We start from the raw sequence: 26,094 nt of genomic DNA on the forward strand, positions 1-26,094 counted from the left end.
TGTCGCTGGGCCGCCGCGGAGGACGGCCCGCCTTGTCTTGCCGTTGTTCAGGCTGTCTCGGGCGCCGTTTCGCGCTGACTGGCGGCGGCGCGCTGGCCGGCGTCCCGATAGGCCTGGTATTTGCGCTGGGTGGCGATATGGTCGGCTATGAATTTGGCGTCGTGCCACACGCCCCAGATAAAGCTGGAACCACGCCGCGACAGCCAGGGCAGGCCGAGGAAATACACCCCCGGCTCGCTGGAGACGCCGCGTTGATGACGGGGCTTGCCCTTGTCGTCGAAGGCGTCCACCTGCAACCAGCTGTAATCCACGGCAAAGCCGGTGGCCCAGATGATGGTGCTGATGCCGGCCTCCGCCAGATCCAGCTCCAGAATCGGATGCGCCACGCAGGCCGGGTCTGCCGGGATGTCGCGCGCCTCGGGCTCCGGCGGCAGGTCGAGACCGTTGCGCTCAATGTAGGCGTCGGCGGCGTCCAGCAAGGACAGGTAGTTTTCATCGCCGCGGGCGATGTTTTCCGCCAGATCGGACTGAAAGCGCATCACGCCCTTATCGCAACTCTGAGTCATGCCCACCAGCGTGACGCCTTGGTGCGCCAGCCGGCGGAAGTCCACCGTATGGCCGCCGCGCGCACCGCTGACGGCAATGGTGACGTGTTCCCTGCCCGGTTTCATGGTTTGGGCGTCCCATTCGCCCAACACACCCAACCACCAGCAGAAGTCGCGCTGGCGATAGGCGCGCGGCGGGCGATCATGCGGGCCGACGGACAGGTACACCTTGCGGCAGGCGCGGTGCAGTTCGTCGGCAATCTGTACGCCGGAAGAACCGGAGCCCACCACCAGCACCGCGCCGGGCGGCAGTTGCGCCGGGTTGCGATAGTCGGCGGAATGCAGTTGGGTGATGGCGGGGCTGGCCGGCACGATGGCCGGGATGATGGGGCGCTGGAAAGGCCCGGTAGCGGCCACCACGCGCTGCGCTTCGATCACGCCGGCCGAAGTTTCCACGGTGAACCCGGCACGGTCGGCGTTGCGCGTTACCTTGGTGACTTCCACGCCGGTGCGAACCGGCGCGTTGAACTTGCGGGCGTAGGCTTCCAGATAAGCCGCCACGCGTTCCTTGCCGGCGAAGGCGTCCTGGTCGACATCGTCAAAGTCAAGGCCAGGAAAGCGGTCGTGCCAGGCCGGGCCGTTGCACACCAGCGAATCCCAGCGCTGCGAACGCCAGCGTTCGGCAATGCGGTTGCGCTCCAGCACCAGATGCGGCACATCCAGCCTGCTCAGATGCTCGCTCAAGGCGATGCCGGCCTGGCCGGCGCCGATCACCAGCGTGTCGATCTTTTCCTTCTCCATCGTTCTCTCCTCCCATGTGTGAGCCGCCGCGCGGCGCCCTTGTCTGGTGTGGCACAACGCTTGCGTGCGGACGCCAAGGCAACGGCCTTGCGCCCGGAGCGCCGACTGGCGTCGGTGCTCCGCTTGACAACCGCAGTCTAGGGAGACAGTCTGAATACGGAAAATATATAAATTTTCTACATTGGATAAGGCAAAGTTATGCAATACACGCTAAGACAGCTGGCCTACCTGGTGGCCGTGGCCGATCACGGCAGCGTCACCGCCGCCGCCAATGCGCTCTACACCTCACAGCCGGGCATTTCCAGCGCCATCTCCCAGTTGGAAGATCAATTCGGCCTGCAGTTTTTCATCCGCCATCACGCCAAGGGCGTGTCGCTGACGCCCGCGGGGCAAAGCTTTGTCGCCGCCGCGCGCAATCTGCTGGCCCATGCGGAAGAGCTCAGCCAGCACGCCACTGACCTCAGCCAGAGCCTGCGCGGCAAGCTGGAACTGGGCTGCTTCAGCACCATCGCGCCCATCTTCCTGCCGCGGCTGATGGCCCAGTTGCGCAGCGACTACCCGGACATCGCCGTGCAGCTGCGCGAGGGGGATACCGAGCAGCTGCAGCGCTCCTTGCTCAGCGGGGAAACCGAGCTGGCGCTGCTGTACGATCTTGACCTCTCGCCGCAACTGTTCCGCCACAAGCTGCGCACGCAGCAACCCTACGCCGTGCTGCCGGCCAATCACCCGCTAGCCCGCGCCGGCGCGGTATCGCTGATCGATCTGGCCGAAGAACCGATGGTGCTGCTGGACCTGCCGCACAGCCGCGAATACTTCCTCTCGGTGTTTCGCCAGCACGGGCTGGAAGCGCGAGTGGCGCACCGCACCGTCAGCTTCGAGATGGCGCGCGGACTGGTGGCCGCCGGCTGCGGCTTCGCCCTGCTGCACCTCAAGCCCAACACGGCGGTGAGTTATGCCGGCGACCCGCTGGTGTATCTGCCGATAGTGGAAGACGTGCCCTCGCTGGACATCGTGCTGGCCTGGCCGGCGGAGCTGCGTCTGACGCGCCGCGCCGAAGCCTTTGTCACACTGTGCGAGCGCGGCATGGGCTTGTTGGGATGAAAGCAGCCGACAAGCATCAGTTTCACGGCTGAAACAAGGCGCACCGACACAAGCGGCCCACAAGGAAAGGCAAGAGGGCGCGATGCAGCATCAAAGATTTGTCGGCCGCGCCAAAGCTTGAGAAACGCGCAAACGCCTGCACACTGCGCCAAGAGACGCGGCAGGCGCGCCGCGATGGCGCTGGATCGGAAATAACGATGCACTGCAAAGGGTAAAGCTATTTTACCTGCGGTGCGGACAGTCCCTACAGTGGGCTGGCGCCGCGCATGCGTCGCAGACCGCATCCGCCGGGCGTGCCGGGACTGAGCGCCTCCGCCGCCCGCAGTCCGGGTGAGTGGTCTGCGGCCGGGCGGCCCTACCCACCCGAACCGGAGAAACGCCATGTCCACCACTCGCCTCACCTGCCTGTTCGCCTCACTGGGGGCGCTTGCCGCCTTGCCGGCCATGTCGGCCGAACTCACTGTGATTTCCTTTGGCGGCGCCAACAAGGACGCCCAGCAAAAAGCCTATTACCAACCATTTTCCGCCAGCAGCGGCATCAAGGTGGTGGCAGGCGATTACAACGGCGAAATGGCCAAGCTGCGAGCCATGGTGGACAGCAAGCATGTGAGCTGGGACGTGCTGGACGTGGAATCGCCCGAACTGACGCGCGGCTGTGACGAAGGCCTGTTCGAGAAGCTGGACTACCGCCGTATTGCCAACAAGAACGACTTGCTGCCCGGCGCGGCGCAGGAGTGCGGCGTTGCCGCCTACGTGTGGAGCACGGTGCTGGCGTATAACGCCGACAAGGTCAAACAAGCGCCCGCCTCCTGGGCCGACTTCTGGGATGTGCAACGTTTTCCCGGCAAACGAGGTTTGCGCAAGGGCGCCAAATACACGCTGGAAATTGCCCTGCTGGCCGACGGCGTCAACCCGGCTGAAGTCTACAAGGCGCTGTCCACCCCGACTGGCGTCAGCCGCGCTTTTGCCAAGCTGGACAAGCTCAAGCCCTATATCCAGTGGTGGGAGGCCGGCGCGCAGCCGGCGCAGTATCTGGCCTCCGGCGATGTGGCCATGACCTCGGCCTACAATGGCCGCATCAGCGCCGCGCAGAACGAAGGCGCCAAATCGCTGCGTATGGTGTGGAAAGGCAATATTTACGATTACGACTACTGGACCATTCCCAAAGGCAGCCCCAACGCCGACGCCGCGTACAAATTCCTCGCCTTTGCCGCCCGCCCGCAGGCCCAGGCCCAGTATGTGAAAGGCATCAGCTACGGCGTCAGCAACAAGGCCGCCTCGCGACTGATTCCCGCCGCCACGCTGGCCAACCTGCCCACCGCGCCCAACAATATCCGCGATGGCCTGGCTATAGACAGCAACTTCTGGGTGGACCACGGCGAAAGTCTGGAGCAACGCTTCAACGCCTGGGCCGCCCGTTAAGCCGGCCCACTCTGCCCCCCTGCAAGGCGCGTCAAGCGCCTTTTTCACCCCCGCCCGCAATGCCTCTGCGCCTGTGCTACGCCTCCTTTGGTCTGCACCACACCAGCTGCGCAGCCCGCGCCCCTGCGCCTGGGCCAAGGTTTCAACAAGGTATTGCGCGCGGCTTTTAGAGTGGCTGGCAAAATTCCTGATGCTGCGTTGCGCCTGCTTGCCGTACTCAAGTACTGACTACGCCGACGCGCCTTGCCTCTGCCGTGATACTGATTTTTGTTAGCCGCTCTTATCAAGGACTGATGCGGTCGTATTTCCCGACAAGTGAAGATCTTCGGCCAACCCGGCGGATGCGGGCCACCCTTGCGCCATCAGACCTTTCGCACCACATCAGGCGTCTTGTCCGGGTCAATGCATCGAATCCCCCCAATCCTGTGTACACTTGCGGCTGAGAACAATCAGATCATTCCAGCGGGCAAGCACGACCAGCAGGCCGGCTTGTCCGCCAAGCGCGCGGCAGCCAGACAGAACAGCATGACAGTCCCCGATTTCCAGCTGGCCTTGCGCCAAACCGCGCAAGCCTTGGCCATCCTCGACCAACACGGCATGGTCCGCTACGTCAATCCGGCGTTCAGCGCCATGTTCGGCTACGCGGAAGCCGACATCCTCGGTCGCCACATCAGCGTCATCGCCCCCTCCGGCATGGACGACATCGCCTCGCATCAGGCTGTCATCGCCGCCGCCAGCCCCACGCGCCCCTTCCAGGGCGAGGTGAAACGTATCGCCCAGGGCGGCCAGACGCTGGGCGTCGCGCTCAGTTGCAGCGTGATGACCGACGACGACGGCGATATCGGCGGCTATGTGCTGACCTATACCGACATGGCCGACCGCCAAGCCATTGAAGAGGCCTTGCAACAAGCCAACGAGCGGCTGTCGCTGGCGCTGGACGCCTCGCAACTGTCGCTGTGGGACGTGGACATTCCCCGCGATGTGGTACGGCTGGACGCACGCTGGCTGCGCATGCTGGGCCACCCGCCGCGCGAGGCGGAGCTCAACAGCCAAACCTTGCTGTCCGGCGTGCATCCCGATGACTTCGCCGCGGTCAGCCGCGCCACCATTGCCATGCTGCGCGGCGAATCCCCCCGCTTTCGCGAGGAATTCCGCTATCGCAACGCCGAAGGCGGCTGGAACTGGATACGCAGCACCGGCAAGGTGGTGGCGCGCGATCACAATGGCCGCGCCTTGCGCGCCATCGGCACCAACCAGGACGTCACCGAACACAAGCGGCAGGAAGAACAGATCATCAGTGCCGCCCATTACGACTGGCTCACCGGTTTGCCCAACCGCTTCTCGCTGACCCGTCATCTGGACGGCGCGCTGGCCCGCGCTCAGCGCCACCAGAGCATGGTGGCGGTATGCATGATCGATCTGGACGACTTCAAGCCGGTCAACGATACCTGGGGCCATGAAACCGGCGACATCCTGCTGCAACTGTTCGCCCGCCGCCTGCAAGACCTGCTGCGCCGCTCCGACTTCGTCGCCCGCCTGGGCGGCGACGAGTTTCTGGTGGTGATCGAAGATCTGGAAGAAACCGGTTTGCTCAACAAGCTGTCCGCCACCCTGAACAAGCTGCACCAGGCGGTGGAGTCGCCCTTCGCGCTGGGTGCGGGCAACGAGGCCGAAGTGGGCATGACCGTGGGTGTGGCGCTGTTTCCGCACGATGGCGCGGATGCCGATGCGCTGATGCGGCAGGCCGACGTCGCCATGTATCAGGCCAAACAGCATAAATCTTCACGCCGCGTCTGGTGGCGCATGGCTGCGGACGAAACCGAATACCACGCCGAAGAGGCCGGCAGTTTCGAGGTATACGGCGAAGAAGCCGCCAGGCTGCTGCAAAAGGCGTCGAAGGTGGTGAACGCCGCCATCGAGCACTACATCGCTCATTTTTATGATCTGGACGGTGCACCGGAAGATTACCTGCGCATTTTGCGCAACCTCAGCCCCGCCAATGTCGAGGGCCTGAAGCCGCTGCATCGCAACTTCATCCAGCGTCTGCTCACCACCGACGCCGATGCCGCCACCATTCATGCGGAAAGCTTGCGGCTGGGCAAGGTACATGGTCTGGTGGGCGTCACGCCCGCCATGCTGGTCCAAAGCGTGGAGCTGTTCCGTCATCAGTTCAGCCAGCAACTCAACCAGACCCTGCTGCCGGCCAGCCAGCGCTATCGCTTGCTGGAAATCGTCGACAGCCGCCTGCAAAACCAGCTGCATGGCCAGCTCAAGGCCGCCGCCCAGGTGCAGAGCGACTATCTGGAAGTGATCTCCCACCCCATGCCGCATCAAGGGACGCTGTGGGCGGATGCGGTGAACAGCGAACTGGACTTGCTGGGCAAGCTGCCCGGCGTACAGGCCGTTCTACTGATGCGACTGATGTCCAACGGCGTGTTCGTCCCGGAAAACAGCCGTGGCCCCAAAGGCGAAATCGTCGCCAACATCCTGCAAACGCCAGGCAAGGAATCGGTGGTGGATCCCACCTCGCCGCGCGGACAAGGCCTGAGCGCCGTGGCCTGGCGCACCGGTAATATCTGCAGCGTGGCCGCCTATGGCCACGACCCGCGTTACGCCAGTTGGTACAGCCAAGCCGAGGACTATCGCATCCGCTCAACCATGAGCGTGCCGGTACGCAACCCGGAGGGCCTGACCGTAGCGGTCATCAGCTTCTTCGGCGCCTACCCCAATCAATTCGAATCCAATGCGATGCGACAATTTGCCCAGGGCCTGCAGCATCGCTGGGAGCTGATTCTCACCGCCTGCACCAAGCCGGCCGCCGCCATCCAGCAGAACCTGGCCATCGCCCTGCGCGAACGTCTGTTTGCCGGCGGATTGGAGATGTTCCTGCAACCGGTGGTGGACCTGCGCAGCGGCAAGACCGTGAAGGTGGAGGCGCTGGCGCGGCTGCGCCAGGACAACGGCGACATCGTCGGCCCCGGCGTGTTCTTGCCCCTGCTGGGCGACGCCGACATGGATCACTTGTTCCGGCTGGGGCTGGACAAGGCCCTTGGCCAGTTGCAAGCCTTTGAACGACAAGGGCTGGCGATAGACGTCTCGCTCAACATCGCGCCAGCCACCTTGCTGGACGACAACTGCGCCAGTTGGGTGGATGACGCGCTGAGGCAGCATGGCGTCGATCCTCGCCGGCTCAGCCTGGAGTTGCTGGAAACGGAAGACATTCCGCCGCAGGCGCAAGACAGGGCGATCGAACGCTTGCGCCGCACCGGCATCAAGCTGGCGATGGACGACCTGGGCTCCGGCTACAGCAGCCTGCAACGACTGAGCTCGCAGCCCTTCGACTGCATCAAGGTGGATCAGGGCCTGACGCTGAATTTGCGCAAGAATCCGCTGCCCAGCCTGGCGCTGATCCGGGCCATCCTGCAACTGGGCCGCGATCTGGAACGGCAAGTGGTGGTGGAAGGGCTGGAAGACGCGGGCATGCTGGAGGCTGCCATGATTCTCGGGGCCGACCTTGGCCAGGGCTATTGTCTGGCAAAACCGATGGAGGCTTCCCGCTTTGTGGCGTGGCAGGCGGGCTTTCAGCCGCCGGCCCACCGGGATCGCATCACTACCTATCTGGGTGCGCTGGCGCAGCATTGGCTCTATACCCAGCCCTCGCACACCGAGGCCCGGCCAGAGCCGCAGCACTGTCCGCTGCAAGCCTTTCTCGCCAAGCGCCCACCACCGGCTTGGCAAGACCCCGGCCCGGACGCTGCTCCGGCCGATCAGGCCAGCCAGCGGCTTACCGCGTGGCTGGCGGAGCAAGCCTGCGCCGAACGGCTCTCAAGCTGACGGTTTGCCGCTGCCCTTCGGCCAACCTTGCCGGCACGGGCGCGCGGCGGGCAGCCAAGACGGTTATTCCCGCAGGGCGCGCAGTTCCTTGTTCAGCATGCGTACCCGCATGGCCAGCGCGGTGGCGATTCCTTCAAACAGAAACAGGCAGGGGCCGCCCTGCTCGGCCGCGCACCGGTCGAAATCAGCCCGTTTCAGCACATACAGCTCGCAGTCGGTCTGGGCCAGCGTTCTGGCGCTGCGGCGCGAGCCGTCGAGAAAACCCATCTCCCCGATGAAATCGCCCTTGCCGAAGGTGCCGATATGCCACTCGTTCTTCTTTCCCAGCGGCAAGGCCACGCGGACTGAGCCGCGCCGGATGAAAATCAGCTCGCAGGCCTCGGCGCCGGCTTCAAACAACGTGGTCCCCGCCGGCAGGCTCAGCGGCGTCATCACCGGCGCCAGCTGCGTGAGACAACCTTCGCGCCAGCCCAGTCGCGCTTCCAGTTCATGCAAGGCGATGGCATCGTCCGCCTGCCCTCCCTCTTGCGCCATTGTCAGCAGAATCTGCGCCTCCACCCATTCCAGCGCCTGGTCGATACGACGAAAAGCCAGCGCCTTTTCCGTGTCGCGCACCAGCCCCACCTTGCGCAGGTAGCGCTTCATTTTCAGGCCGCTGGGCAGATTGCGCGGAATCTCCGAGAAAATCAGATAAGCACCCACCTCTTCCAGTCTGTCCTTGATCTGCTCGAACACATGGGTGGCGGTGAGATCGAGCGACTGCACGCGGCGCATATTGAGGATGACGTAAGTGCGCGGGCCGATCTCCGGCTCCAGCGCCTGAAACAGCTGGTACGCCGTGCCGAAAAACAGGCTGCCCTGCAATTCCACGATGACCGTCTTGCTGCCCTCCCGGATGAGGATTTCCAGCTCCTGGTCGTGGCGCACCACGCGGGAGAAAGCGTTGCCGCCCTCGATCTTGCGATGCAGGATGACGCTGCGCATCTGTTCGCGCAGATACAGCACCGCCGCCAGCAGGATGCCCACGCCGGAAGCTGCAATCAGGCTGACGCTCAGCGCCGTGGCGATCACAGCCGCAATCACCAGAAAATCAAAACGCGTGGATTTGCTGCGGATGAAAGACAGGCTGTGCAGGTCGATCATGCGAAAGCCCACCACCAGCAGGATGCCGCCCAGGGCGGCGATGGGCACCCAGGCCACCAGCGGCGCAAACAGAGCAAACACCAGCAAGGCGAACAGAGCGGCGAACACGCCCGAGCGACGGGTTTTCGCCCCGCTGTTGAGGTTCACCATGGAAGCGCCCATCTGTCCCGCGCCGGGAATGCCGCCGCACAAGGCCGAGGCCATATTGCCTACGCCCTGCGCCGCCAGTTCGCGATTGGACCGATGATGGGAAAAGGTCAGCGCATCCAGCACCACGCAGGTCTTGAGCGTATCGATGGACAGCAGGATGGCCAGCGTCAACGCCGGCCACACCACTTCGGCCAACTGCGCAAACCCGACCTGCCGCACAGCGTGAAACCGCTCCAGCGCCGCCGTCAACAGGCTTTGCCCGCCCTGCGGCAGCGGCCCCACCACAAAATGGTTGCCGCCCAGGGACAGTAGGGACGGGTCCGGCAAGGCGGCAAGAAAGTACACCGCCACCCCCACCGCCAGCGCCACGATGGCCGCCGGCACGGCCTTGATCAGCCTGGGGGCCAGCAGCATGGTCAGCATCACGCACAGGCCGACCACAAGGCTTTGCCAGCGCCAGTTCTCCGGTGCCTGCAAGGCCTGCCACAGCGAGACATGCCCCCCGGTGCCCAGCACTTGCGGCAACTGGCTCAGGATGATGGTGATGCCCACGGCGCTCAGATAGCCGCTCACCACCGGGTAAGGAATGTAGCGAATCAGCTTGCCGGTGCCCAAAGCCCCCAGTGCGATCTGCGCCGCGCCGGCCAGCGCAGCCACCAGCGTCAGCATCACCACGCCCAGAGCGGCATCCGCGCCCCCGGACGCCAACTGTGCGGCAAAGGCCGACAGCACCGCCGCCGCTGGCGCGCAGGGGGCGGAAATCAGCCGGTCGGTGCCGCCCAAGGCGGCGGCAAAGAAACCCAGCACCATGACGCCGAGAATGCCCGCCAGCGCGCCGTCCGCCGCGTGCTGACTGCCAAACGGCGCAAAGATGGCCACACCGAAAGCAATGGCGGATGGTAAGGCCACCAGCATGGCGGCCAGACCGCCCCAGACATCCCCCGCGCGGCCGCCCGTATTGTTTTGTTTCATGATTGTCCCCGCTGTCCGGCATGGATGCGCGCTTGCCCATCCTGACCAGGATCGTTTGTTTCTTGTTCTTTGTTTAGCAAATGTACAAGAAGGGCGGGACGGGTTTATCTGCGTTGGGTCAATACTTGTCAGGACTTGCGCAGGCTGTTTCAAGCATAGGCCGGCCAGCGGCATGACCCGGAGCCTTCGGCCAACCTTGCCGGCGCGCCACGCTGCCCGACAAACGCAAACTGGGGTAATGTCGAGTGCTGCCTCGCTCTCTCAAGCCAAATGGTGCCCCGCGCATGACCGAGAACATTCATTTTCTGCTGCTGCCGGAATTCTCGATGATCGGCCTCTTGTCCGCGATCGAGCCCCTGCGCGTGGCCAACCGCTTTCAGGCGGATCTTTACCGTTGGCACTTGCTGAGCCTGGACGGTGGACCGGTGCGGGCCAGCAACGGCATGTCACTGGAAGCGGAGGCGGCCTGCTTCGACGCGGGCGGCATCGACACGCTGTTCATCATCGCCGGCTTCAATCCGCTGGCGCACGCCGACGACACGCTCAAAGCCTGGCTAAGACAACTGGACCGGGCCGGCGCCACGCTGGGCGGTATCGACACCGGTTGCTTCCCGTTGGCCGAAGCGCGCCTGTTTCGTCAGGAGCGGCTTACCCTGCACTGGGAAGCCATTGCGGCTTTCCAGGAGCGCTACCCTTTGCTGACGGTAACGCAGGAATTGTTCGAGATTGACGGCAAGCGCATCAGCTCAGCCGGCGGCACCGCCTCGCTGGATCTGATGCTGGAGCGGCTGGCGCGACGTCACGGCGCAGCGCTGGCGGCGCTGGTGTCAGAGCAATTCGTGCTGGGACGTATCCGCTCCAAAAACGATCATCAACGCCTGCAGCTGACCGCCCGTTACGGTGTGCACAACAAGAAACTGATCAACGCCATTGCGGCCATGGAAGGCAATATCGAACACCCGCTTACCACCATCGAGCTGGCGGAACTGGCAGGCGTCACCCGGCGTCAGCTGGAGCGGCTGTTCCGCCAGCAGTTCGACGCCACGCCCAGCGGGTTTTACCTGCATCTGCGGCTTGGCCGCGCCCGCGAACTGCTGCGGCAAACCGGCATGAGCGTGCTGGAAATCTGCCTGGCTTGCGGTTTTGAGTCGGCCACCTATTTTGCTCGCGCCTATCGTCAACGCTATGGCGCCACACCCAGCCACGACCGGAACGACCGCGCTGCGGCAGAAAGCGGCGAGCCGCGCCAACCCTGAGAGGCGGGCGCGGCCCGGCACGACGCTGGCCTCAGACCTTCAACGCGATGCTTCGGCCAACATAAGGCGACTCAAATCCGGCCCCCGGTGGCGACAGCTCGCCGATCCGGCTCAACACATCCTCGTCAAACGCCGTGGAGCGCCCGCTCCCGGTATCGACATGAATCAGCAATTGCTCGCTGCAGGCGGCAGGCGCGTCCTCCTCGCCGTAATGCAGGCTGAAAAACACCTGCAGCCGCTTGTGGTCGCTGGCCAGAATCCGTCCCTCCACCCGCAAAGGATCGCCCTCTTTCATCTCGCGCAAATAATTCAGATGCACTTCCAGCGTGTACACCGAGCGGCGCCGGCTTTGCCGCGCGGCATCGTCCAGGCCGATGCGATCGATCAGCGCATCGCTGGCCAGACTGAACACCAGCAGGTAATAGGCGTCCCGCATGTGTCCGTTGTAATCCACCCACTCCGGGCACACTTGCCCGCGATACAAAACCATGGCCGACATCTCACACTCCGTGTTTGTACTGGCAGGCCGCCACCGCGCGCCTGATATGCATGATGCAATCGTCGCGGTAACGCTCCATCTCGGCAAGCGAACGCCCCGACATTTGTTCGCTGGTGCCGGCCACTACCGCTTCAATCAAGTCGTCGGTCAGCTCGGGAGCGGGCAGATGGGTCCAGGGCAGCTTGAGCGCCGGGCCGAACTGACGCATGAAATGTCGCATGCCGGCCTCGCCGCCCGCCAGAGTGTAGATCTGGAATGTTCCCATGAACGCCCAGCGTATGCCCGCGCCAAAGCGGATGGCATCATCGATTTCACCGGTGGTGGCCACGCCGTCGTTGACCAGATGCAAGGCCTCCCGCCACAAGGCTTCCAGCAGCCGGTCTGCAATGAAGCCCGGCACTTCCTTGCGCACATGCAAGGGGCGCATGCCCAGTCTGGCGTAGATGGCCATGGCTGTCTCGATGGCTGCCGCATCGGTAGCTTCGCCGCCCACCACTTCCACCAGCGGCAACAGATAGACCGGGTTGAAAGGGTGGCCCACCAGGCAGCGCTGCGGATATGCCGTCTCGCGATAGAATTCGCTGGGCAGCAAACCCGACGTAGAGGACGCGATGATGGCTTCTGGCCGGGCCGCGCGCGAGGCCCGGGCATGCATCTCCAGCTTCAGCGCCAGTTGCTCCGGCGCGCTTTCCTGAATGAAGTCCGCTTCTGCAGCGGCCTCCTCCAGCGTGCCGACAAAGCGCAAGCGCTCCGGCGACGCCCCTTCGGCCAACCCCCATTCGTTCAAAGCCTGCCAGGCCCGCGCCACTTGGGCGCGCAGCCGGTCTTCCGCGCCCGGCGCCGGGTCCCAGGCCAGCACATCCAGCCCGTTGGCCAGCGCCCTCGCCACCCAACCGCCGCCGATAACACCCGTGCCCAAGGCGGCGAACGTCTTCACCTCTTTGATCAGTTCCATCATGCCACTCCTGTTTGCCGGTTTCCTGGCACCGGCCATTGCCCCGCAAGCAGCAGCCTCGCCGCAATGTCGCACTGCGGCCGGCGGCCTGCGGCTTTAGCCGCGCTTTTTCAGCCCCAGTTTCTTTCGGCCCTCTTCAGGGGTCAGCACGCGGCCGCCCAGCTTGGCCACCAGGTCCGCCGCCCGCTCCACCAGCGCGCCGTTGCTGGCGAATACCCCCCGATCCAGATAGAGGTTGTCTTCCAGGCCCACCCGCACATTACCGCCCAGCAACATGGCTTGCGCCACCATCGGCATTTGCATGCGGCCGATGCCGAAACCAGCCCAGACAGCGCCAGGCGGCAGGTTGTCCACCATCGCTTTCATGGTGCCGGTATCGGCCGGCGCACCCCAGGGAATGCCAAGGCAAAGCTGGAACAGCGGCATCTCGTCCAGCAGCCCTTCTTTCAGCATCTGTTTGGCAAACCACAAATGCCCGGTATCAAACACCTCCAGCTCCGGTTTGACGCCCAGTTCCTGAATGCGCCGGGCCCCGGCCCGCAACTGGGCCGGCGTCGACACATAGATGAAATCGCCATCGCCGAAATTGAGCGTGCCGCAATCCAGCGTGCAGATTTCCGGCAGCAGCTCCTCCACGTGGATCAGGCGGGTCAGTCCGCCCACCAGATCGGTGCCGGGGCCAAAGGCCATCGGTTGCTCGCCCGCGCCGATCTGCAGGTCTCCGCCCATGCCGGCAGTGAGATTGACGATCATGTCCACGCCGGAAGACCGTATGCGATCCACCAGCTCGCGATACAGCGCCGGATCGCGGCTGCCCTTGCCGGTATGCGGGTCGCGCACATGGCAATGCACCACGGTAGCGCCGGCCTTAGCCGCCTCCACGGCAGCGGCGGCAATCTCTTTGGGCGTTACCGGGATATGCGGATGCTTGCCCACCGTGTCGCCCGCGCCGGTAACGGCGCAGGTGACGATCACGTCCTGATTCATGTTGATCCCTTGCGAAAATCCGGGCGAAGCCGTGCCCCCGCCCGGTAAAACCGTGCGAAAACCGCCGGACCGGCATACCGGCTCAGCCAGGGTGTTACGGGTAAAGGCCGCCGGGCGGCGGCGCGTGCGCTATTGCGCGAGGAAGGATTTGACCGCCGCCAGACCAGGCTTGCCGTCAAAGGTGCTTACGCCGTCCAGCCAGGGCTCCAGCGCCTGTGGATTGCGCTGCAGCCATTGCCGGGCCGCCGTGTCGGGGTTGATTTTCTGCATGATGGGCGCCATGACATGGTTTTCCATGTCCAGCGTGAATTTGAGATTGCCCAGCAGTTTGCCGGCATTGGGACAGCGCTGTTGGAAGTCGTTGGCCAGCACGGTATACACCTTGGAGCCGCCGAAATTGGGGCCGAACTGTTTGTCGCCGCCCGAGAGGTAGGTCAACTTCATCATGAAGTTCATCGGGTGCGGTTCCCACGCCAGAAACACCACCATTTTCTTTTGCCGGTAAGCCTTGTTGGCCTCCACCAGCATGCCGGCCTCGCTGGATTCGATCAGCTTGAAGCCGCCCAGACCAAACTCATTGCCGTCAATCATTTTCTTGATTTGCGCATTGCCCTGACTGCCGGCCTCGATACCGTAAATCTTGCCGTCCAGCTCCTTGCGGAAGCGGGCGATGTCGGCGAAAGTGCGCAGACCCTTTTCCGCCGCATAGCTTGGCACCGCCAGGGTGTACTTGGCGCCGTCCAGATTGGCTGCGGGCAGCACTTGCAGGGCCTTGGCCTGCACAAAGGGGGTGATCGCCGGTGTTTGCGACGGGTCCCAGTACCCCAGATACGCGTCCAGCTGCCGGTTTTTCAACCCGGCGAAGACAATCGGTTCCGACGCGATGGTTTTGCTCGGCTTGTAACCCAGGCCTTGCAAGACCACGCTGGCAAGACCGGTAGTGGCGGCAATGTCGGTCCAGCCCACATCGGCGAACCTCACGTTGCGACAGCTTTCCGGCTCCCCGGCCCAGACAGTGGAACCTGCCAGGCTCAACAACACTATCCCTGCGCGCAGCTTCATGCTCCATCTCCTCTTTATCAGTCAGCGTGGTGATGACGAAAGCGAACATCACGCCGCTACACTACCCGCGCGCCGAATGGCGTTTGCCACCCACAGCGACAGTTGCTCGCACTGGAGCGACAAGCTGTGCAAACAACCGGTCAGTCAGCGCGGCGCCCGCAAGCGCTCGGCGAGGAAATCGACAAAACAGGATACGCGCGCCGCGAGAAAGCCCTGCCGGTAGAACACCGCCCATACCGGCTGCGACCAAGGCAACACCGCCTGCGGCAGCAACGCAATCAGCCTGCCTTGGGCGATATCGCCATCCACCAGAAAGTCCGACAGGCAGGCAATGCCGTTGCCCGTCAGCGCCAGATGGCGCAGCGTCTCGCCGTTGGAGGCGGCCAGGGTCGGCTCTATCGGCCAGCCTTCCGCGCCAGCCTGGTGCAGCGGCCAAAGATTCAGAGAGGACGGCTGGGTAAAACCCAGCAGCCGGTGCGAGGCCAACGCCTCCACACTAGCAGGCCGACTGCATTCGGCCAGGTAGGCCGGGGCCGCCACCAGCCGCCAATGGCTGTGGAACAGCAGCCGCGCGTTGAGCGTGGAATCCTGCAACTGCCCCACGCGCAGGGCTACGTCGGCGCCGCGCTCGATCAGATCCACCACCGTTTCGCCGCTGGTCAGCTCCAGCCGGATGCGGGGATAGCGCCGGCAAAAATCCGGCAGCACCGGGGCCAGCACATGATCGAACACCGGGGTGGCCGCATTGACGCGCAGCAGGCCGGAGGGGTACTCCGCCGCCGATTGCAAAGTCAGCTCGGTTGCTTCAAGGCGGGCGAGAATTTCGCGCGCACTGTCCAGAAACCAGCGTCCCTCATCGGTCAGGTCCAAGCGGCGCGTGGTGCGGCGGATCAGCCTGACTCCCAGCTGTTTTTCCAGCTTGGCGATGCTGCGGCTGATGCCGGAAGGCGTCAGCCCCAGACGCTCCGCCGCCGCGGAGAAGGAACCATCGTCAATCACGGCCACAAAGGCCTGCAAATTTTCGGTAGCCAGCATTATTGATTTTCAATCACAAGATATAGCGTTTTTGACGCATTTTTCCTGGCAACGCAAGCAATGATAATGCGGACTTTCACTCATCCGCTGTGCTGCAATGCGAAATACGCCCCGCAGCCGGCAATGGTCATCCACCATTTTTCTGGAGTCTCACATGCCACTTGCTCTCTGGGCGCTGACGCTTAGCGCCTTCGCCATCGGCACTACCGAATTCGTCATCGTCGGGCTGATCCCCACCATCGCCGACAGTCTGCGCGTTGCCCTGCCCTCCGCCGGCATGCTGGTCAGCCTGTACGCGCTGGGCGTGGCCGTGGGCGCGCCGGTGCTTACCGCCCTTACCAGCCGCCTGCCGCGCAAAGCCCTGCTGCTGGGTTTGATGGCGCTGTTCACCCTGGGCAATCTCATTGCCTGGCAAGCACCGGGTTATACCGCGCTGGCCGTAGCGCGCATCCTCACCGGCCTTACTCATGGCGTATTTTTCTCCATCGGCTCCACCATCGCCGCCAGTCTGGTACCCAAGGACAAGGCCGCTTCCGCCATCGCGCTGATGTTTTCCGGGCTGACCGTGGCGCTGGTTACCGGCGTGCCGCTAGGCACCTTCATCGGCCAGCATTTCGGCTGGCAAACCACCTTTCTGGCCGTGGCCGGGCTGGGCCTGATCGCCTTGCTGGGCAGCCTGATGCTGATTCCCGACAATATTCCCGCCAGCCAGCCCGCCTCCTTGTTGAGCCAATTCGCCGTATTGGGCAAACCCCGCCTGTTGCTGGTGTACGCCATGACCGCGCTGGGCTATGGCGGCTCCTTCACCGCCTTCACCTACCTTGCGCCGATGCTGCAGGAAATCAGTGGCTTCCAGGCCTCGGCTACCGGCCTGTTGATGCTGGTGTATGGTGTGTCGGTAGCGGTGGGGAACGTCTGGGGCGGCCGTCTTGCCGATCGCAAGGGCCCAGTGCGCGCCCTGCAGATCATCTTCGCCGGTCTGGCCGCCGCACTGGTACTGTTGGGCCTGACTGCGGGTTCCAAAATACTGGTGGTGCTGACGGTGCTGCTATGGGGCGCGGTGGCGTTTGGCAATGTGGCCGGCTTGCAACTCTATGTGGTGCAACAAGCCGAAAGAGAAGCGCCGCACGCGGTGGACGTGGCCTCCGGCCTCAATATCGCGGCTTTCAATCTGGGCATCGCCTTCGGTGCCTGGGCTGGCGGACGCATCGTGGTATCGCTGGGCATCATGGCCACGCCGTGGGTTGGCGCGCTGATCGTACTGGCGGCACTGGTGCTCACCAGCTGGTCCGGCGCGCTGGACCGCCGCGCAAGCCAAACCCTGACCGCTTGCCCGCAAGCCTGAACCTGATTGAACAACTCTTCGACAAGGAAAGCTGAATATGACTCTTCCCCTTTTCGGCCTTGGCACTTTCCGCCTGCAAGGCCAGGCCGTTATCGATTCCGTCTCGCAAGCGCTGGAACTAGGCTATCGCGCCATCGACACCGCGCAGATCTACAACAACGAAGCTGAAGTAGGCCTTGCCGTGGCCGAGTCCGGCGTGCCGCGCGAGCAATTGTTTCTCACCACTAAAATCTGGACCGACAACTACGCCGCCGACAAGCTGATACCCAGCCTGCGCGCCAGCCTCGACAAGCTGCGCACCGACGCGGTGGACCTCACGCTGATCCACTGGCCGGCGCCGGGCCATCCGGTGCAGCCGGAGGAATATCTGACAGCGTTGGCCGAGGCCAAATCGCTCGGCTTGACCCGCCAGATCGGCGTGTCCAACTTCAACATCGCGCTTACCCGACGCGCCATCGACATTCTCGGCCCGGGAGAAATCGCCACCAATCAGATCGAGCTCAGCCCGCATCTGCAGAACCGCCGGCTGGCCGCGTTTCTCAAGGAAGCCGGCATTGCCGTCACCTCCTACATGACGCTTGGCTACGGCAAAGTGCTGCAAGACCCCACCATCCAGAACATTGCGCGCCAACACAGCGCCAGCCCGGCGCAAGTGGCCTTGTCCTGGGCCATGAACAAGGGCTACAGCGTGATTCCCTCCTCCACCAAGCGGGAAAATCTGGCCGGCAACCTGTTGGCCGAACAACTGCGTTTGAGCGATGAAGACATCCGCGCCATAGACGGGCTGGAGTGCGGCGGACGGCTGGTGAATCCGGCAGGCCTGGCCCCGGAGTGGGATGACTGACTGGCGATGGGCGCTTGCCGGCATGCGCCCTGCAGCCCGGCAAGCCGCCAACGCTTACCAGCAGTCTGCGCTGTTGGTCACGGCATTGCCCGCGGCGTCCACATTGCTTTTGCTGCCCAGACTGTCCAACTGGAAGGTCTGGCAGACATCCGCCGCTTGCGCGCCCCCCTTCACCGGGACGGCCCGGATCACATAAGACGGCGGAGAGCCGTTGGAAACCGAGGACACGTTGAGCGTGTAGAGGTTCTGGCCATTGCCCGGCACGGACACCGATGCCGCCTGAGCCAGCCCCAGGCTGGACAGGTTGGCGGTAAACACATTGTTCAGCGCGTAATAGTTTTCCTCGCGCGCGGCCAGATCCAGCACCGCATTCTTGGCCAGAACGCGGTTGCCCTTCTGCACAAACTGGGTGTAGGCCGGCAGGGCTACGCCGGCGAGAATGCCGATAATGGCGACAGCGATCATCAATTCAATCAAACTGAAACCGGCTTGTTTATTATTTCCAGACATAAATAATACTCCGGCTTAACGCAGTTCGATCCAGGTCAGGCGGTAGGGTTGAGCCGTTGGCGACTTCACTTGCGTGCAAAAGCCGGAGCCATCGGTTTTCTGCCCGCACAAATAAGTTTGCCCCGCATACGTCAACAGAATGGAGGCACCGGACAGGCTGGCCTTTTCCGCATTGACGGCATAGCTGTTCACGCCCGAAAACGTATTGTTGTCATTGGCAAAGTAAGACAGCCGGAAATTACCGCCCGTGGCGGGATTTAGCGCGTAGGACCAACCTGTATCATTGCCGGCGTCGCAGCCTACCGCCGAGTTCGAGAAGGGAATTGTGCTGTTGAACTGCACCGCGCCTAGCGAAACCCTGGGGTTGTAAAGCAGCTGTTCCGTGGTGTTGGGGAATACAAAGCGCCAACCATACTGGGTTGCGCCCGTACAGCCTGCCAGCCCCGGCCAGCAAACCGGATTGCTGGTCAAAGCAGCGTATTGGGTAACCCCGGAGCTTGAGGAGTTGGTGACGGACTCTGGAATGACCGACTGCGTTTGCAATTGCGTCGCAGCCAACGTATCGGTTGGCGTCGTTTCCGCATTTACGGGAACAGCAAACTTCTTCGTCGGCAGCGCGTTCCAGGCCGCCATGTTCCAGTCCCATATGCCGTAAGCCGCTTGCGAACCAGTGGCGTAAACATTGGCGTTGGCGCTGGTGAAGGACTGCTTCTGCCCGGTACCGAAATAGATCATCACCCTCGCCCCGCCACTGGTTTTCAGCGGACCGGCGACGATTCTGGTCGTGATGGGCTGTAGCGATTTGCTACTGACGCCATTATTGACAAGCACATTGACCGGGGTAGAGAACAAGGGCTTGGCCTGTGTTCCGCTACCCAGGTTGCTTACCTGCCATTTGGCGGGGTCACTGCTGGTCAGATCAAAACGCCAAACGTTGCCGAACAAATCACCTGCATAGACGTAGTCGGTAATGTTGTCGCCATCCAGATCCACCGGCGTCGCGTGGAGAATGCCGTTCTTGCCTCCTTGAGCCGTGGGATCCTTGCTCGGCCCCCAACCGGTGCTGATCGAGTAAAACCGTTTTTGCCCGCTGTCAGGATCCACCAGCAAGACAAACAGGGCTGCGTCGCCGGTTTCACTGTCATAGCCGTTGCCGAACACGGCGCCCCACTGCCCGTTATGAAAGCGCGCCAGTACCGGCGTGCCCAAGCTATAGCCCAGGCTCTTGCCGCAGGTACTCCCATTGACGCAGCTGATGTTGGCCGAAGACCACTCCCCCACCACCAGGCTGCTGGCGTTGGCTTCGGTGAAATTGCTGTCGGAAGGGTCGGTTACATCCAGTGCGTAAATGCCTTTGCCGCCCATCCCCATTCCGCCAATCAACCAGCTATGCCAGTTATTGCCATAAAAAAGATCGCCCTCACCCGGCGTGGCATCGACAAAATATTGATGGTTGTAAACCTGTGCGGTGTAGGCGGCCAGATTGGGGAAAACCGTGGCGGGCACATAAGCCAGCACCTCCTTGCCGTCGTTCGGGGTCTGGCTGGTGGAGTACGCGCCGGACGCGGTGTAAGCGCCGGCCCGGAAACCATGCAGCATGCCATCGTTGCTGCCTACATAGGCCACGTTGGCACGGCTGGCGCGACTTTGCTTGAAGCTGCTGTACGCCACCGCCGCCGCGCTGTTTTCAGCAGCGGATTGCGCGGGATATAAAGCATCGGTCCAGATGGCGGGGTAGGCGCTGGACGGCGGGCCAACCCAGACCGGACTGGAGTTCACGACATCCCCCAGCACCCCATTGCGCGTACGAAACAACCTTGCATCCTTGTCAGAACTCGACTGCTCATGGCTACGGTCTCCCCGCAGGAAGTCCAGTCGCAAAGCCCCCTTGCCATCGCTACTGTTCAAGGCGCTTTGCTGGGCTGCTGTCAAGGCATTCCAGCGGAAAGTGCTGCCCTGGCTGCCCCCCCAGGTAAGTATGGTTCGCGCGCCGGCATCCTGGGCTGTTGCCGAGCTGTTCGTCGCATCACAAGTACCGCCAGTCAAACCACAGGAAGCGTTCCAGGATGCACTGGTAGATACCGAAACCCGGTTGGCCGCATCCACCACCAGAGGGAAAGAAGACACCTCGCCCCACCAGTTGTCGGTATGGTAGGCGGACAAAAACAACTGCGTGCCAGCGATGATCTGCGATGACTGATTGGTATTGGCCGCGGCGGAACTCGACGAGGTTGCCTGCGGCTGTGCCTTGAAACAGGTAATTTCATGGAAATTGGTTACCGCTCCTGTCGAGCCGGCAAAACCAAAAGTCAGATAGGCCGGAATCGGCCCGCTGAAAGTATTCAGATCAACCCCATTGGCAATCTGTGTCCAGGCCCCGCCATTGACGCTATAGGAAAAGGACATCAGGTTTTGCGGGGTGATCTTCAAGTGATAATTCATGGGCCAGGCATTGCCGGACGCCGTCGGCGCGCCTGCGCGCCAAGGCACATTGGTCGCGGAGATTTTCTGCCCGCTCGGCAGGATATAAGGCGGGTTTTGCAGTACCGCATAGTTCAACAGCGGCACTTTGACGCCGCCATTGTTCACATAACCCTGCCCGCAGACCGTCCCGACGTCTTTCGTGCTGGGGTTGGGATACAGGCTGGGAAAAGTGGCGCTCAGAAAAGCGGCGTTGATATTGCCGGCTCCGCGAAAACCGATGGCGTTGGAATAAGCCTTGTTCGGTCCGGACGCGCCATTGTCCGCCGCGTTGGAGAAATTGCCGAACTCGTCCATGCCAATGCCCAGATAGCCATTGGCGACACCGTCCATGGCGCGCGAGCCGGACCAGGCATTGGCGCAGGCATAGCCGAGCGCGCCACCCGAAGCACCAAGCGTTTGCGGCACGGGCTGTGAAGGATCACCAGAAGGATTGCGCAGCAGGAAGAAGCTCATGCCGTCCGCGCCGTTGCCGCCGTAGGTATAGCTGGTCCAGGTAACATCAATGCCGGCGGTGGCGGGAAACCAGTTGTTGTAGATAATGCCGCCGCGCTGATAACCCCGGTTGGAGGTAAAGCGCAGCGCCCCATTGCCAACCGGGTCGGCTTGCGACGCCGAGCCGGTTTTGTAATACCCGCCCCCGCTCATATTGCTTACCACCGCGCAGCCTGGAATCTTGCCGGGGCCATCCGCCGCACTGCTTCTGGCGGAAAGGCAGGCATTGCCTACCGGCAGCCAGTTGGCCTGATTGGAAGTGCCGGTGAAGTTGTCCTGCACCACCAGCGCCTGCGCCTTGCAGGAGGCAAACAAGACAAGTGCGGCGACACCAGCGCGAGCAACTCGATTGGTATTCATAACCGGATCTTTCACGGTAGATATCTATTGGGGACCAGGCCCGAATGCACTGAATGAAGCGGGTATGACATAGGTACTTTGCACCACGGCGGTGGTGTCCAGATTGCCGCCAAACGCCTTGGCGGTGACTTTGTACACATCACCACTGCCGTTGTTGCCAACGGTCTGGATGCAGTACTGCGCCTGACCCGCATAGCTGGAAACACCACTGGACGCTATGGTCATGCCGATTAGAGGTGCATAGTTGCCTCCGGCCAGCACTGTCGAACTGTCGGGTTCCGTATCGAGCACGCTTTGGCAAACCTTTGCCGCTGCTGCTGCGGCGGCGGCGCTGCTGTTTTTCGCCACCCACCACTCTCCGTACTGCAGGGCTGACTGGGCGGCCTCGAAAGCGCGGCCTTTCTCGCGAAAACCGCCAGCCATACGCCCTTGCGCGATCACATTCTGATAAACCGCTACCGTGACGATGCTGACAATCAGCAGAAACAGCAGGGCTGTCGCCAGGGCAATGCCGGCCTGTGAATGCAGGCCGGCTACGCGGCGCGTCGAGGGGAGAAAATGGCGGTTCATAGCTGATTGGGCACAAAAACAACTCTGGAAATGGTCACCGCCGCAGGCAATACACCCTGCCTCTGGCAATACAGCGTGGTGAGCGCCACCTTGACCGAGCGCACCGCAGCCCAGTCAGTCACACCGGAAGCCGCAAGGTACTGGGTGACAGAGCCTGAGCCGCTTGCGTCATAGCCGTACTGCAGCTTGAGATTGCTGATGCCTTGATAGCCAGCGTTCTTGCACGGTATCGCCGCGCCAGCCATACCATTTGCCCGTTTGCCTCCCGCCACGGCCACCGCAGGCTGCTGTCCGTTTACGGAACAAGTCAGTTGCAACGACGCAGCGTCCACAGTGATGACATTGCTGTATACGGCGGGATCGGTTGCTCCAAGACAGTTGACCACTCCGTCGCTAGCCGCATTTTCATTCGTGCCAATCTGAAATCGCACCCCGATCACATCTGGCGTATTTGCATCGCCTGCCCTGCCGGAGATGAACTGCCCCACTGAAAAGGGAAGCTGCTGCGACGATGAGGCGATCACCGGGAATAACGAGTCGCGCCCGCTGCTCATCCGGTTGGAGTAATACCCTGCTGACTGAATCATCTGACTGATAATGGTCATGGCCATGCGCTGGTCCTCCTGCATTTGCGCCAGACCGTTTTCTGATTGCTGCGACAAACGGGTAGTCATGAAAATCGAGTACAGGGCCAGCAACAGGATCAGGGAAATCGTCAAACTCACCATAAGCTCGACCATGCTTATCCCGGCCTGCCGCGCGCGCCGGCCCTTGCATAGCAAGTAGCGGCCGCTCATGGCTGTACCACCATGTTGTAAGTGGCAGAGGCATAGGCATTGCCGCTGTTTTTTGCGCCGCCGGGCGCGCTGTAACGCTTTTCGGTCCAGGTAATGCTGATCTGGCAACTGACCGGAGCACTGGCGGATTGAGGCGCACAGGAAAAAGTGCCGCTGGCATCGGGCAAGGCCATCTGATTGCTCTTCAAGCCTTGCTGCCACTGAGAAACGTCATACCCCGCCACTTGCGATGCGTTGCATGCCTGGCTGGCATTGCAAGCCCATGAGGCTGAATAGGGCACATCAGCTTGAGTGGTGGACGCAGACAGGTTTTGCCAATAAGCCTGATTGGCATGCATGCTGGCCGCCATTCCCTCGGCAGCCAGCGCAGCCAGACTGCGGTACTTGGCATCGTTTGCCCGGCTGATGGCGCTGGCCTGCACGCCGGCAAGACCCAGCAAACCCACCGCCACAATCAGGATCGCCACCAGCACTTCCAGCATGGTGAAACCGCCTGCTCGCAAACCGGGCGTTAAAAAGACCGGAGCTGGCATCAGCACCCCCCCGCCGCGTCGCCATAACGGGCGGCGCGCACATTGCCCACCCCTTTGGCGATGAAAAGACACTGGCGATTGAACATGGACGGCGCGCTTTGTGCCGCCGGGCTATTGACCACCATCACGCCGGACGCCGCCGTCGTGCCCAAGCGGGAAAAACAAACGCCCTGCCCGCCGCTGCCGGCATTGACGTAACTGACAGTGTCGCCGCCATGAATGGCGGGCCTTGTCCGCAACAGCGCGCCGTTGTTGGCGCCTAGCCCTGAATTGGCGGTACAAGCGCCGCCTTCTGGCAACATCACAATCCAGCCATCCTGCCAATTGCCGGACCCGCTACAAGTACGCCCATCGCGTGAGCTGCACATCATCACATTCAAGCCCTGCCTGACCGCTTCCATGCGGGCAAAGGCCATGTCCGACCACAGCGCGTCCAGTTCGGAGGAAACCCGGCTGCCATCTATGGTTGCCCTGTACGCCGGCACTGCCATGGTCAGCAAAATAGTCGCAATCGCCATGCCAACCAGCAATTCAATGAGGGTGAATCCTTGGCGCTGCAAACCGCCAACATTGAAAAAACAATGAATACCCATGATATTTTTTACAACCCTGCCAACGATTCATCGCTCTTGCCGAATAAATGACAACTCATCGGAAAACGAAAAATCAAATTAGCGGCCACACAGCCAGGCGCACTAATAAATCCCAAACAAATCGCTTGCGCAATCGCTACAGCAAGCCCTTTCAGGGCAAGCCACGCAGGGAATTGTATTCAACAGGGTGCATAAAAAATGTAAAAGATTGCTAAATATGAATGCAGCCAATAATGTCGCCAAGCAACTTAATATCAGCCAGATAAAATGGAAATCAGCCAGGGAAAAACAAGCCCAGCGTCAATTCAAATGACATGCCGAACCCATGAAAAATCGCCAATTCAAAGCAGGGGCCAGAAAACAGGGAGGGGGATAAGGAGAATTGAGACAGCTCATGGCAGCCAATCAGCCGCCAAGGCATGAACAGTACACAAAGCAAACCCGATAACGAGAATGACAGGCAACAAAAAAGCCCTGACGTGTCAGGGCTTTTTTGCAGATATCTGGCGGAGAGGGGGGGATTCGAACCCCCGTTAGGGTATTACCCTAAACACGCTTTCCAGGCGTGCGACTTAAACCACTCATCCACCTCTCCAGATGGCTTTGACAACCGCCTTGCGGCGTTTCGTCGTCAGAGGCTGCGCAGTATATAAGCCCTCATCCCCCTGCGCAAGAGGTTTTATAAGCCGAATGCAAAAAAAGTTGCTCGCGATAGTCGCCCACCGCTTGCCGCTCGCGGGCCAGCCAGTCGGCGATGGCGGCGCGAAAGCGCGGCTCGGCTATCCAGTGGGCGGAGCCGGTTCGCACCGGCTGAAAACCGCGGGCCAGTTTGTGCTCCCCCTGCGCGCCGCCTTCAAAGCAGGTCAAACCTTCCCGGATGGCGTAGTCGATGCCCGCGTAGTAGCACAACTCAAAGTGCAGGCAATCCACCGTTTCCAGCGCGCCCCAATAACGGCCATACAGCACATTGCCATCGCGCAGGCACCAGCTGGCGGCAATGGGATGGCCATGCCGGCTGGCGATGAACAGCACATTGTGCTCGCCCATGCGCACGCCCACGGCCTCAAAGAAGGCAGCGTTGAGATAGGGGGTCGACAGATGCTCGAGATAGGTTTGCCGATAGCAGCGTTCGAAGAAGCGCCAGTCGGCCGGACCGATCTCAGCGCCGCGCAGCGCCCGTACGGTGATGCCGGCATCCGCCACTTTGCGCCGCTCTTGGCGGATCTTCTTGCGTTTGTCGCGCGTCAGCGAGGCCAGGAAGGCGTCCATGTCGGCATAGCCCTGATTGAGCCAGTGAAACTGCACCCCATGCCTCACCAGCCAACCGGCTTCGGCCAACATGGCCAGCTCGTCCTCGGCGGGAAACAGCACATGAGCAGAGGACAGGCTGTGCTCTTCCACCAATTGTCGCATGCCGTTCATCAGCATGGCGGGCGCCTCGCCCTGCCCCAACAAGCGCCGCCCGGCCACGGGCGTGAAGGGCGACGCCAGCAGCAATTTGGGGTAATAGTCCAGCCCGGCACGCTGCCAGGCTTCGGCCCAGGCCCAGTCAAACACATACTCGCCGCGCGAGTGGCGCTTGAGATAAAGCGGCGCCGCGCCAGCCAGATGGTCTGCTGAAAACGTTTGCAGCGGCAAGGGCTGCCAGCCGGTCTCGGCCACGGCGCAGCCGCTTTCTTCCAGCAAGGCCAGCCAGTCATGCCGCATGAACAGGCCTGCATTCGCCGCCAGGCTGTCCCATTCTTCGCGGGAAACGGCGCCCAGGCCGTCCGCCAATTGCATCTTCACGGTATTCCTCTCGGGC

General features: G+C 62.3%; 20 protein-coding genes and 1 tRNA gene. 6 read left to right on the forward strand and 15 right to left on the reverse strand.

The window, feature by feature from the left end; genetic code table 11:
• Nucleotides 1-47: 47 nt before the first annotated feature.
• Entirely contained in the window at nt 48-1,346 is a 1,299-nt protein-coding gene (locus Q0P52_RS07610; protein WP_293761956.1) for an NAD(P)/FAD-dependent oxidoreductase, read from the reverse strand.
• A 198-nt stretch (nt 1,347-1,544) separates the two neighbouring features.
• Between Q0P52_RS07610 and Q0P52_RS07615 the strand changes: the two genes are divergently transcribed.
• The 3 genes from Q0P52_RS07615 (at nt 1,545) to Q0P52_RS07625 (ending at nt 7,703) form a co-directional block, all read left to right on the forward strand.
• The gene (locus tag Q0P52_RS07615; protein ID WP_293761958.1) at nt 1,545-2,447 is read left to right on the forward strand and encodes a LysR family transcriptional regulator; all 903 of its coding nucleotides are present in this window, start codon (nt 1,545-1,547) and stop codon (nt 2,445-2,447) included.
• Between the two features lie 381 nt (nt 2,448-2,828).
• On the forward strand, nt 2,829-3,869 hold the full coding sequence (locus tag Q0P52_RS07620; protein ID WP_293761960.1) for an ABC transporter substrate-binding protein: 1,041 nt from the start codon (nt 2,829-2,831) through the stop codon (nt 3,867-3,869).
• A 525-nt stretch (nt 3,870-4,394) separates the two neighbouring features.
• Nucleotides 4,395-7,703, forward strand: a complete 3,309-nt coding sequence (locus Q0P52_RS07625) for an EAL domain-containing protein (RefSeq protein ID WP_293761962.1) — start codon at nt 4,395-4,397, stop codon at nt 7,701-7,703.
• A gap of 63 nt (nt 7,704-7,766) precedes the next feature.
• Here Q0P52_RS07625 and Q0P52_RS07630 read toward each other — a convergent pair whose 3' ends face one another.
• Nucleotides 7,767-9,968, reverse strand: a complete 2,202-nt coding sequence (locus tag Q0P52_RS07630) for an SLC26A/SulP transporter family protein (RefSeq protein WP_293761964.1) — start codon at nt 9,966-9,968, stop codon at nt 7,767-7,769.
• A 284-nt stretch (nt 9,969-10,252) separates the two neighbouring features.
• Between Q0P52_RS07630 and Q0P52_RS07635 the strand changes: the two genes are divergently transcribed.
• On the forward strand, nt 10,253-11,224 hold the full coding sequence (locus tag Q0P52_RS07635) for a GlxA family transcriptional regulator (RefSeq protein WP_293761966.1): 972 nt from the start codon (nt 10,253-10,255) through the stop codon (nt 11,222-11,224).
• A gap of 31 nt (nt 11,225-11,255) precedes the next feature.
• Here the strand turns inward: Q0P52_RS07635 and Q0P52_RS07640 are convergent, their stop codons facing one another.
• From Q0P52_RS07640 to Q0P52_RS07660, 5 genes are all read right to left on the reverse strand, one after another.
• Nucleotides 11,256-11,723: a thioesterase family protein gene (locus Q0P52_RS07640; protein WP_293761968.1), complete on the reverse strand. Its 468-nt coding sequence runs from the start codon at nt 11,721-11,723 to the stop codon at nt 11,256-11,258.
• A gap of 1 nt (nt 11,724) precedes the next feature.
• Nucleotides 11,725-12,681 (reverse strand): L-carnitine dehydrogenase, encoded by a 957-nt coding sequence (locus tag Q0P52_RS07645; protein ID WP_293761970.1) that lies wholly within the window; start codon nt 12,679-12,681, stop codon nt 11,725-11,727.
• Nucleotides 12,682-12,774: 93 nt separating this feature from the next.
• Nucleotides 12,775-13,665 carry a 3-keto-5-aminohexanoate cleavage protein gene (locus tag Q0P52_RS07650; RefSeq protein ID WP_293761972.1) on the reverse strand — a complete coding sequence of 297 codons (891 nt, stop codon included), beginning with the start codon at nt 13,663-13,665 and terminating at the stop codon, nt 12,775-12,777.
• Between the two features lie 129 nt (nt 13,666-13,794).
• Nucleotides 13,795-14,727: a choline ABC transporter substrate-binding protein gene (locus Q0P52_RS07655; RefSeq protein ID WP_293761974.1), complete on the reverse strand. Its 933-nt coding sequence runs from the start codon at nt 14,725-14,727 to the stop codon at nt 13,795-13,797.
• Between the two features lie 144 nt (nt 14,728-14,871).
• Complete coding sequence (locus Q0P52_RS07660; protein WP_293761976.1) at nt 14,872-15,762, reverse strand: LysR family transcriptional regulator; 891 nt, start codon at nt 15,760-15,762, stop codon at nt 14,872-14,874.
• Nucleotides 15,763-15,916: 154 nt separating this feature from the next.
• Between Q0P52_RS07660 and Q0P52_RS07665 the strand changes: the two genes are divergently transcribed.
• Nucleotides 15,917-17,107, forward strand: a complete 1,191-nt coding sequence (locus Q0P52_RS07665) for an MFS transporter (RefSeq protein ID WP_293761978.1) — start codon at nt 15,917-15,919, stop codon at nt 17,105-17,107.
• A 37-nt stretch (nt 17,108-17,144) separates the two neighbouring features.
• Nucleotides 17,145-17,951: a 2,5-didehydrogluconate reductase DkgB gene (gene dkgB, locus Q0P52_RS07670; protein WP_293761980.1), complete on the forward strand. Its 807-nt coding sequence runs from the start codon at nt 17,145-17,147 to the stop codon at nt 17,949-17,951.
• 54 nt (nt 17,952-18,005) lie between these two features.
• Here dkgB and Q0P52_RS07675 read toward each other — a convergent pair whose 3' ends face one another.
• The 8 genes from Q0P52_RS07675 to Q0P52_RS07710 form a co-directional block, all read right to left on the reverse strand.
• Nucleotides 18,006-18,461, reverse strand: a complete 456-nt coding sequence (locus Q0P52_RS07675; protein ID WP_293761982.1) for a type IV pilin protein — start codon at nt 18,459-18,461, stop codon at nt 18,006-18,008.
• 15 nt (nt 18,462-18,476) lie between these two features.
• A complete protein-coding gene (locus Q0P52_RS07680; protein WP_293761984.1) occupies nt 18,477-21,797 on the reverse strand; it encodes a PilC/PilY family type IV pilus protein in 3,321 nt (1,106 codons plus the stop codon).
• Nucleotides 21,798-21,821: 24 nt separating this feature from the next.
• Complete coding sequence (locus Q0P52_RS07685) at nt 21,822-22,367, reverse strand: PilX N-terminal domain-containing pilus assembly protein (RefSeq protein WP_293761986.1); 546 nt, start codon at nt 22,365-22,367, stop codon at nt 21,822-21,824.
• Nucleotides 22,364-23,164 (reverse strand): PilW family protein, encoded by an 801-nt coding sequence (locus Q0P52_RS07690; RefSeq protein ID WP_293761988.1) that lies wholly within the window; start codon nt 23,162-23,164, stop codon nt 22,364-22,366. The genes Q0P52_RS07685 and Q0P52_RS07690 overlap by 4 nt, the downstream gene beginning before the upstream one ends.
• The gene (gene pilV / locus Q0P52_RS07695; RefSeq protein WP_293761990.1) at nt 23,161-23,697 is read right to left on the reverse strand and encodes a type IV pilus modification protein PilV; all 537 of its coding nucleotides are present in this window, start codon (nt 23,695-23,697) and stop codon (nt 23,161-23,163) included. The genes Q0P52_RS07690 and pilV overlap by 4 nt, the downstream gene beginning before the upstream one ends.
• Nucleotides 23,697-24,290, reverse strand: coding sequence for a GspH/FimT family pseudopilin (locus Q0P52_RS07700; RefSeq protein ID WP_293761992.1), 594 nt, complete (start codon nt 24,288-24,290; stop codon nt 23,697-23,699). The genes pilV and Q0P52_RS07700 overlap by 1 nt, the downstream gene beginning before the upstream one ends.
• Nucleotides 24,291-24,794: 504 nt before the next feature.
• Nucleotides 24,795-24,885: transfer RNA gene (locus Q0P52_RS07705), tRNA-Ser, on the reverse strand.
• Nucleotides 24,886-24,947: 62 nt separating this feature from the next.
• A complete protein-coding gene (locus tag Q0P52_RS07710; protein ID WP_293813695.1) occupies nt 24,948-26,072 on the reverse strand; it encodes a GNAT family N-acetyltransferase in 1,125 nt (374 codons plus the stop codon).
• Nucleotides 26,073-26,094 lie beyond the last annotated feature (22 nt).

Origin of the sequence: uncultured Aquitalea sp. (assembly GCF_945957525.1) — a bacterium.
In the GTDB taxonomy this organism is placed as follows: domain Bacteria; phylum Pseudomonadota; class Gammaproteobacteria; order Burkholderiales; family Chromobacteriaceae; genus Aquitalea.

What these genes read in the sequence shown, in the direction of transcription:
- Q0P52_RS07610 (WP_293761956.1), bottom strand. Translation starts at nt 1,346, where the DNA reads ATGGAGAAGGAAAAGATCGACACGCTGGTGATCGGCGCCGGCCAGGCC.
- Q0P52_RS07615 (WP_293761958.1), top strand. Translation starts at nt 1,545, where the DNA reads ATGCAATACACGCTAAGACAGCTGGCCTACCTGGTGGCCGTGGCCGAT.
- Q0P52_RS07620 (WP_293761960.1), top strand. Translation starts at nt 2,829, where the DNA reads ATGTCCACCACTCGCCTCACCTGCCTGTTCGCCTCACTGGGGGCGCTT.
- Q0P52_RS07625 (WP_293761962.1), top strand. Translation starts at nt 4,395, where the DNA reads ATGACAGTCCCCGATTTCCAGCTGGCCTTGCGCCAAACCGCGCAAGCC.
- Q0P52_RS07630 (WP_293761964.1), bottom strand. Translation starts at nt 9,968, where the DNA reads ATGAAACAAAACAATACGGGCGGCCGCGCGGGGGATGTCTGGGGCGGT.
- Q0P52_RS07635 (WP_293761966.1), top strand. Translation starts at nt 10,253, where the DNA reads ATGACCGAGAACATTCATTTTCTGCTGCTGCCGGAATTCTCGATGATC.
- Q0P52_RS07640 (WP_293761968.1), bottom strand. Translation starts at nt 11,723, where the DNA reads ATGTCGGCCATGGTTTTGTATCGCGGGCAAGTGTGCCCGGAGTGGGTG.
- Q0P52_RS07645 (WP_293761970.1), bottom strand. Translation starts at nt 12,681, where the DNA reads ATGATGGAACTGATCAAAGAGGTGAAGACGTTCGCCGCCTTGGGCACG.
- Q0P52_RS07650 (WP_293761972.1), bottom strand. Translation starts at nt 13,665, where the DNA reads ATGAATCAGGACGTGATCGTCACCTGCGCCGTTACCGGCGCGGGCGAC.
- Q0P52_RS07655 (WP_293761974.1), bottom strand. Translation starts at nt 14,727, where the DNA reads ATGAAGCTGCGCGCAGGGATAGTGTTGTTGAGCCTGGCAGGTTCCACT.
- Q0P52_RS07660 (WP_293761976.1), bottom strand. Translation starts at nt 15,762, where the DNA reads ATGCTGGCTACCGAAAATTTGCAGGCCTTTGTGGCCGTGATTGACGAT.
- Q0P52_RS07665 (WP_293761978.1), top strand. Translation starts at nt 15,917, where the DNA reads ATGCCACTTGCTCTCTGGGCGCTGACGCTTAGCGCCTTCGCCATCGGC.
- dkgB (WP_293761980.1), top strand. Translation starts at nt 17,145, where the DNA reads ATGACTCTTCCCCTTTTCGGCCTTGGCACTTTCCGCCTGCAAGGCCAG.
- Q0P52_RS07675 (WP_293761982.1), bottom strand. Translation starts at nt 18,461, where the DNA reads ATGTCTGGAAATAATAAACAAGCCGGTTTCAGTTTGATTGAATTGATG.
- Q0P52_RS07680 (WP_293761984.1), bottom strand. Translation starts at nt 21,797, where the DNA reads ATGAATACCAATCGAGTTGCTCGCGCTGGTGTCGCCGCACTTGTCTTG.
- Q0P52_RS07685 (WP_293761986.1), bottom strand. Translation starts at nt 22,367, where the DNA reads ATGAACCGCCATTTTCTCCCCTCGACGCGCCGCGTAGCCGGCCTGCAT.
- Q0P52_RS07690 (WP_293761988.1), bottom strand. Translation starts at nt 23,164, where the DNA reads ATGAGCGGCCGCTACTTGCTATGCAAGGGCCGGCGCGCGCGGCAGGCC.
- pilV (WP_293761990.1), bottom strand. Translation starts at nt 23,697, where the DNA reads ATGCCAGCTCCGGTCTTTTTAACGCCCGGTTTGCGAGCAGGCGGTTTC.
- Q0P52_RS07700 (WP_293761992.1), bottom strand. Translation starts at nt 24,290, where the DNA reads ATGGGTATTCATTGTTTTTTCAATGTTGGCGGTTTGCAGCGCCAAGGA.
- Q0P52_RS07710 (WP_293813695.1), bottom strand. Translation starts at nt 26,072, where the DNA reads ATGCAATTGGCGGACGGCCTGGGCGCCGTTTCCCGCGAAGAATGGGAC.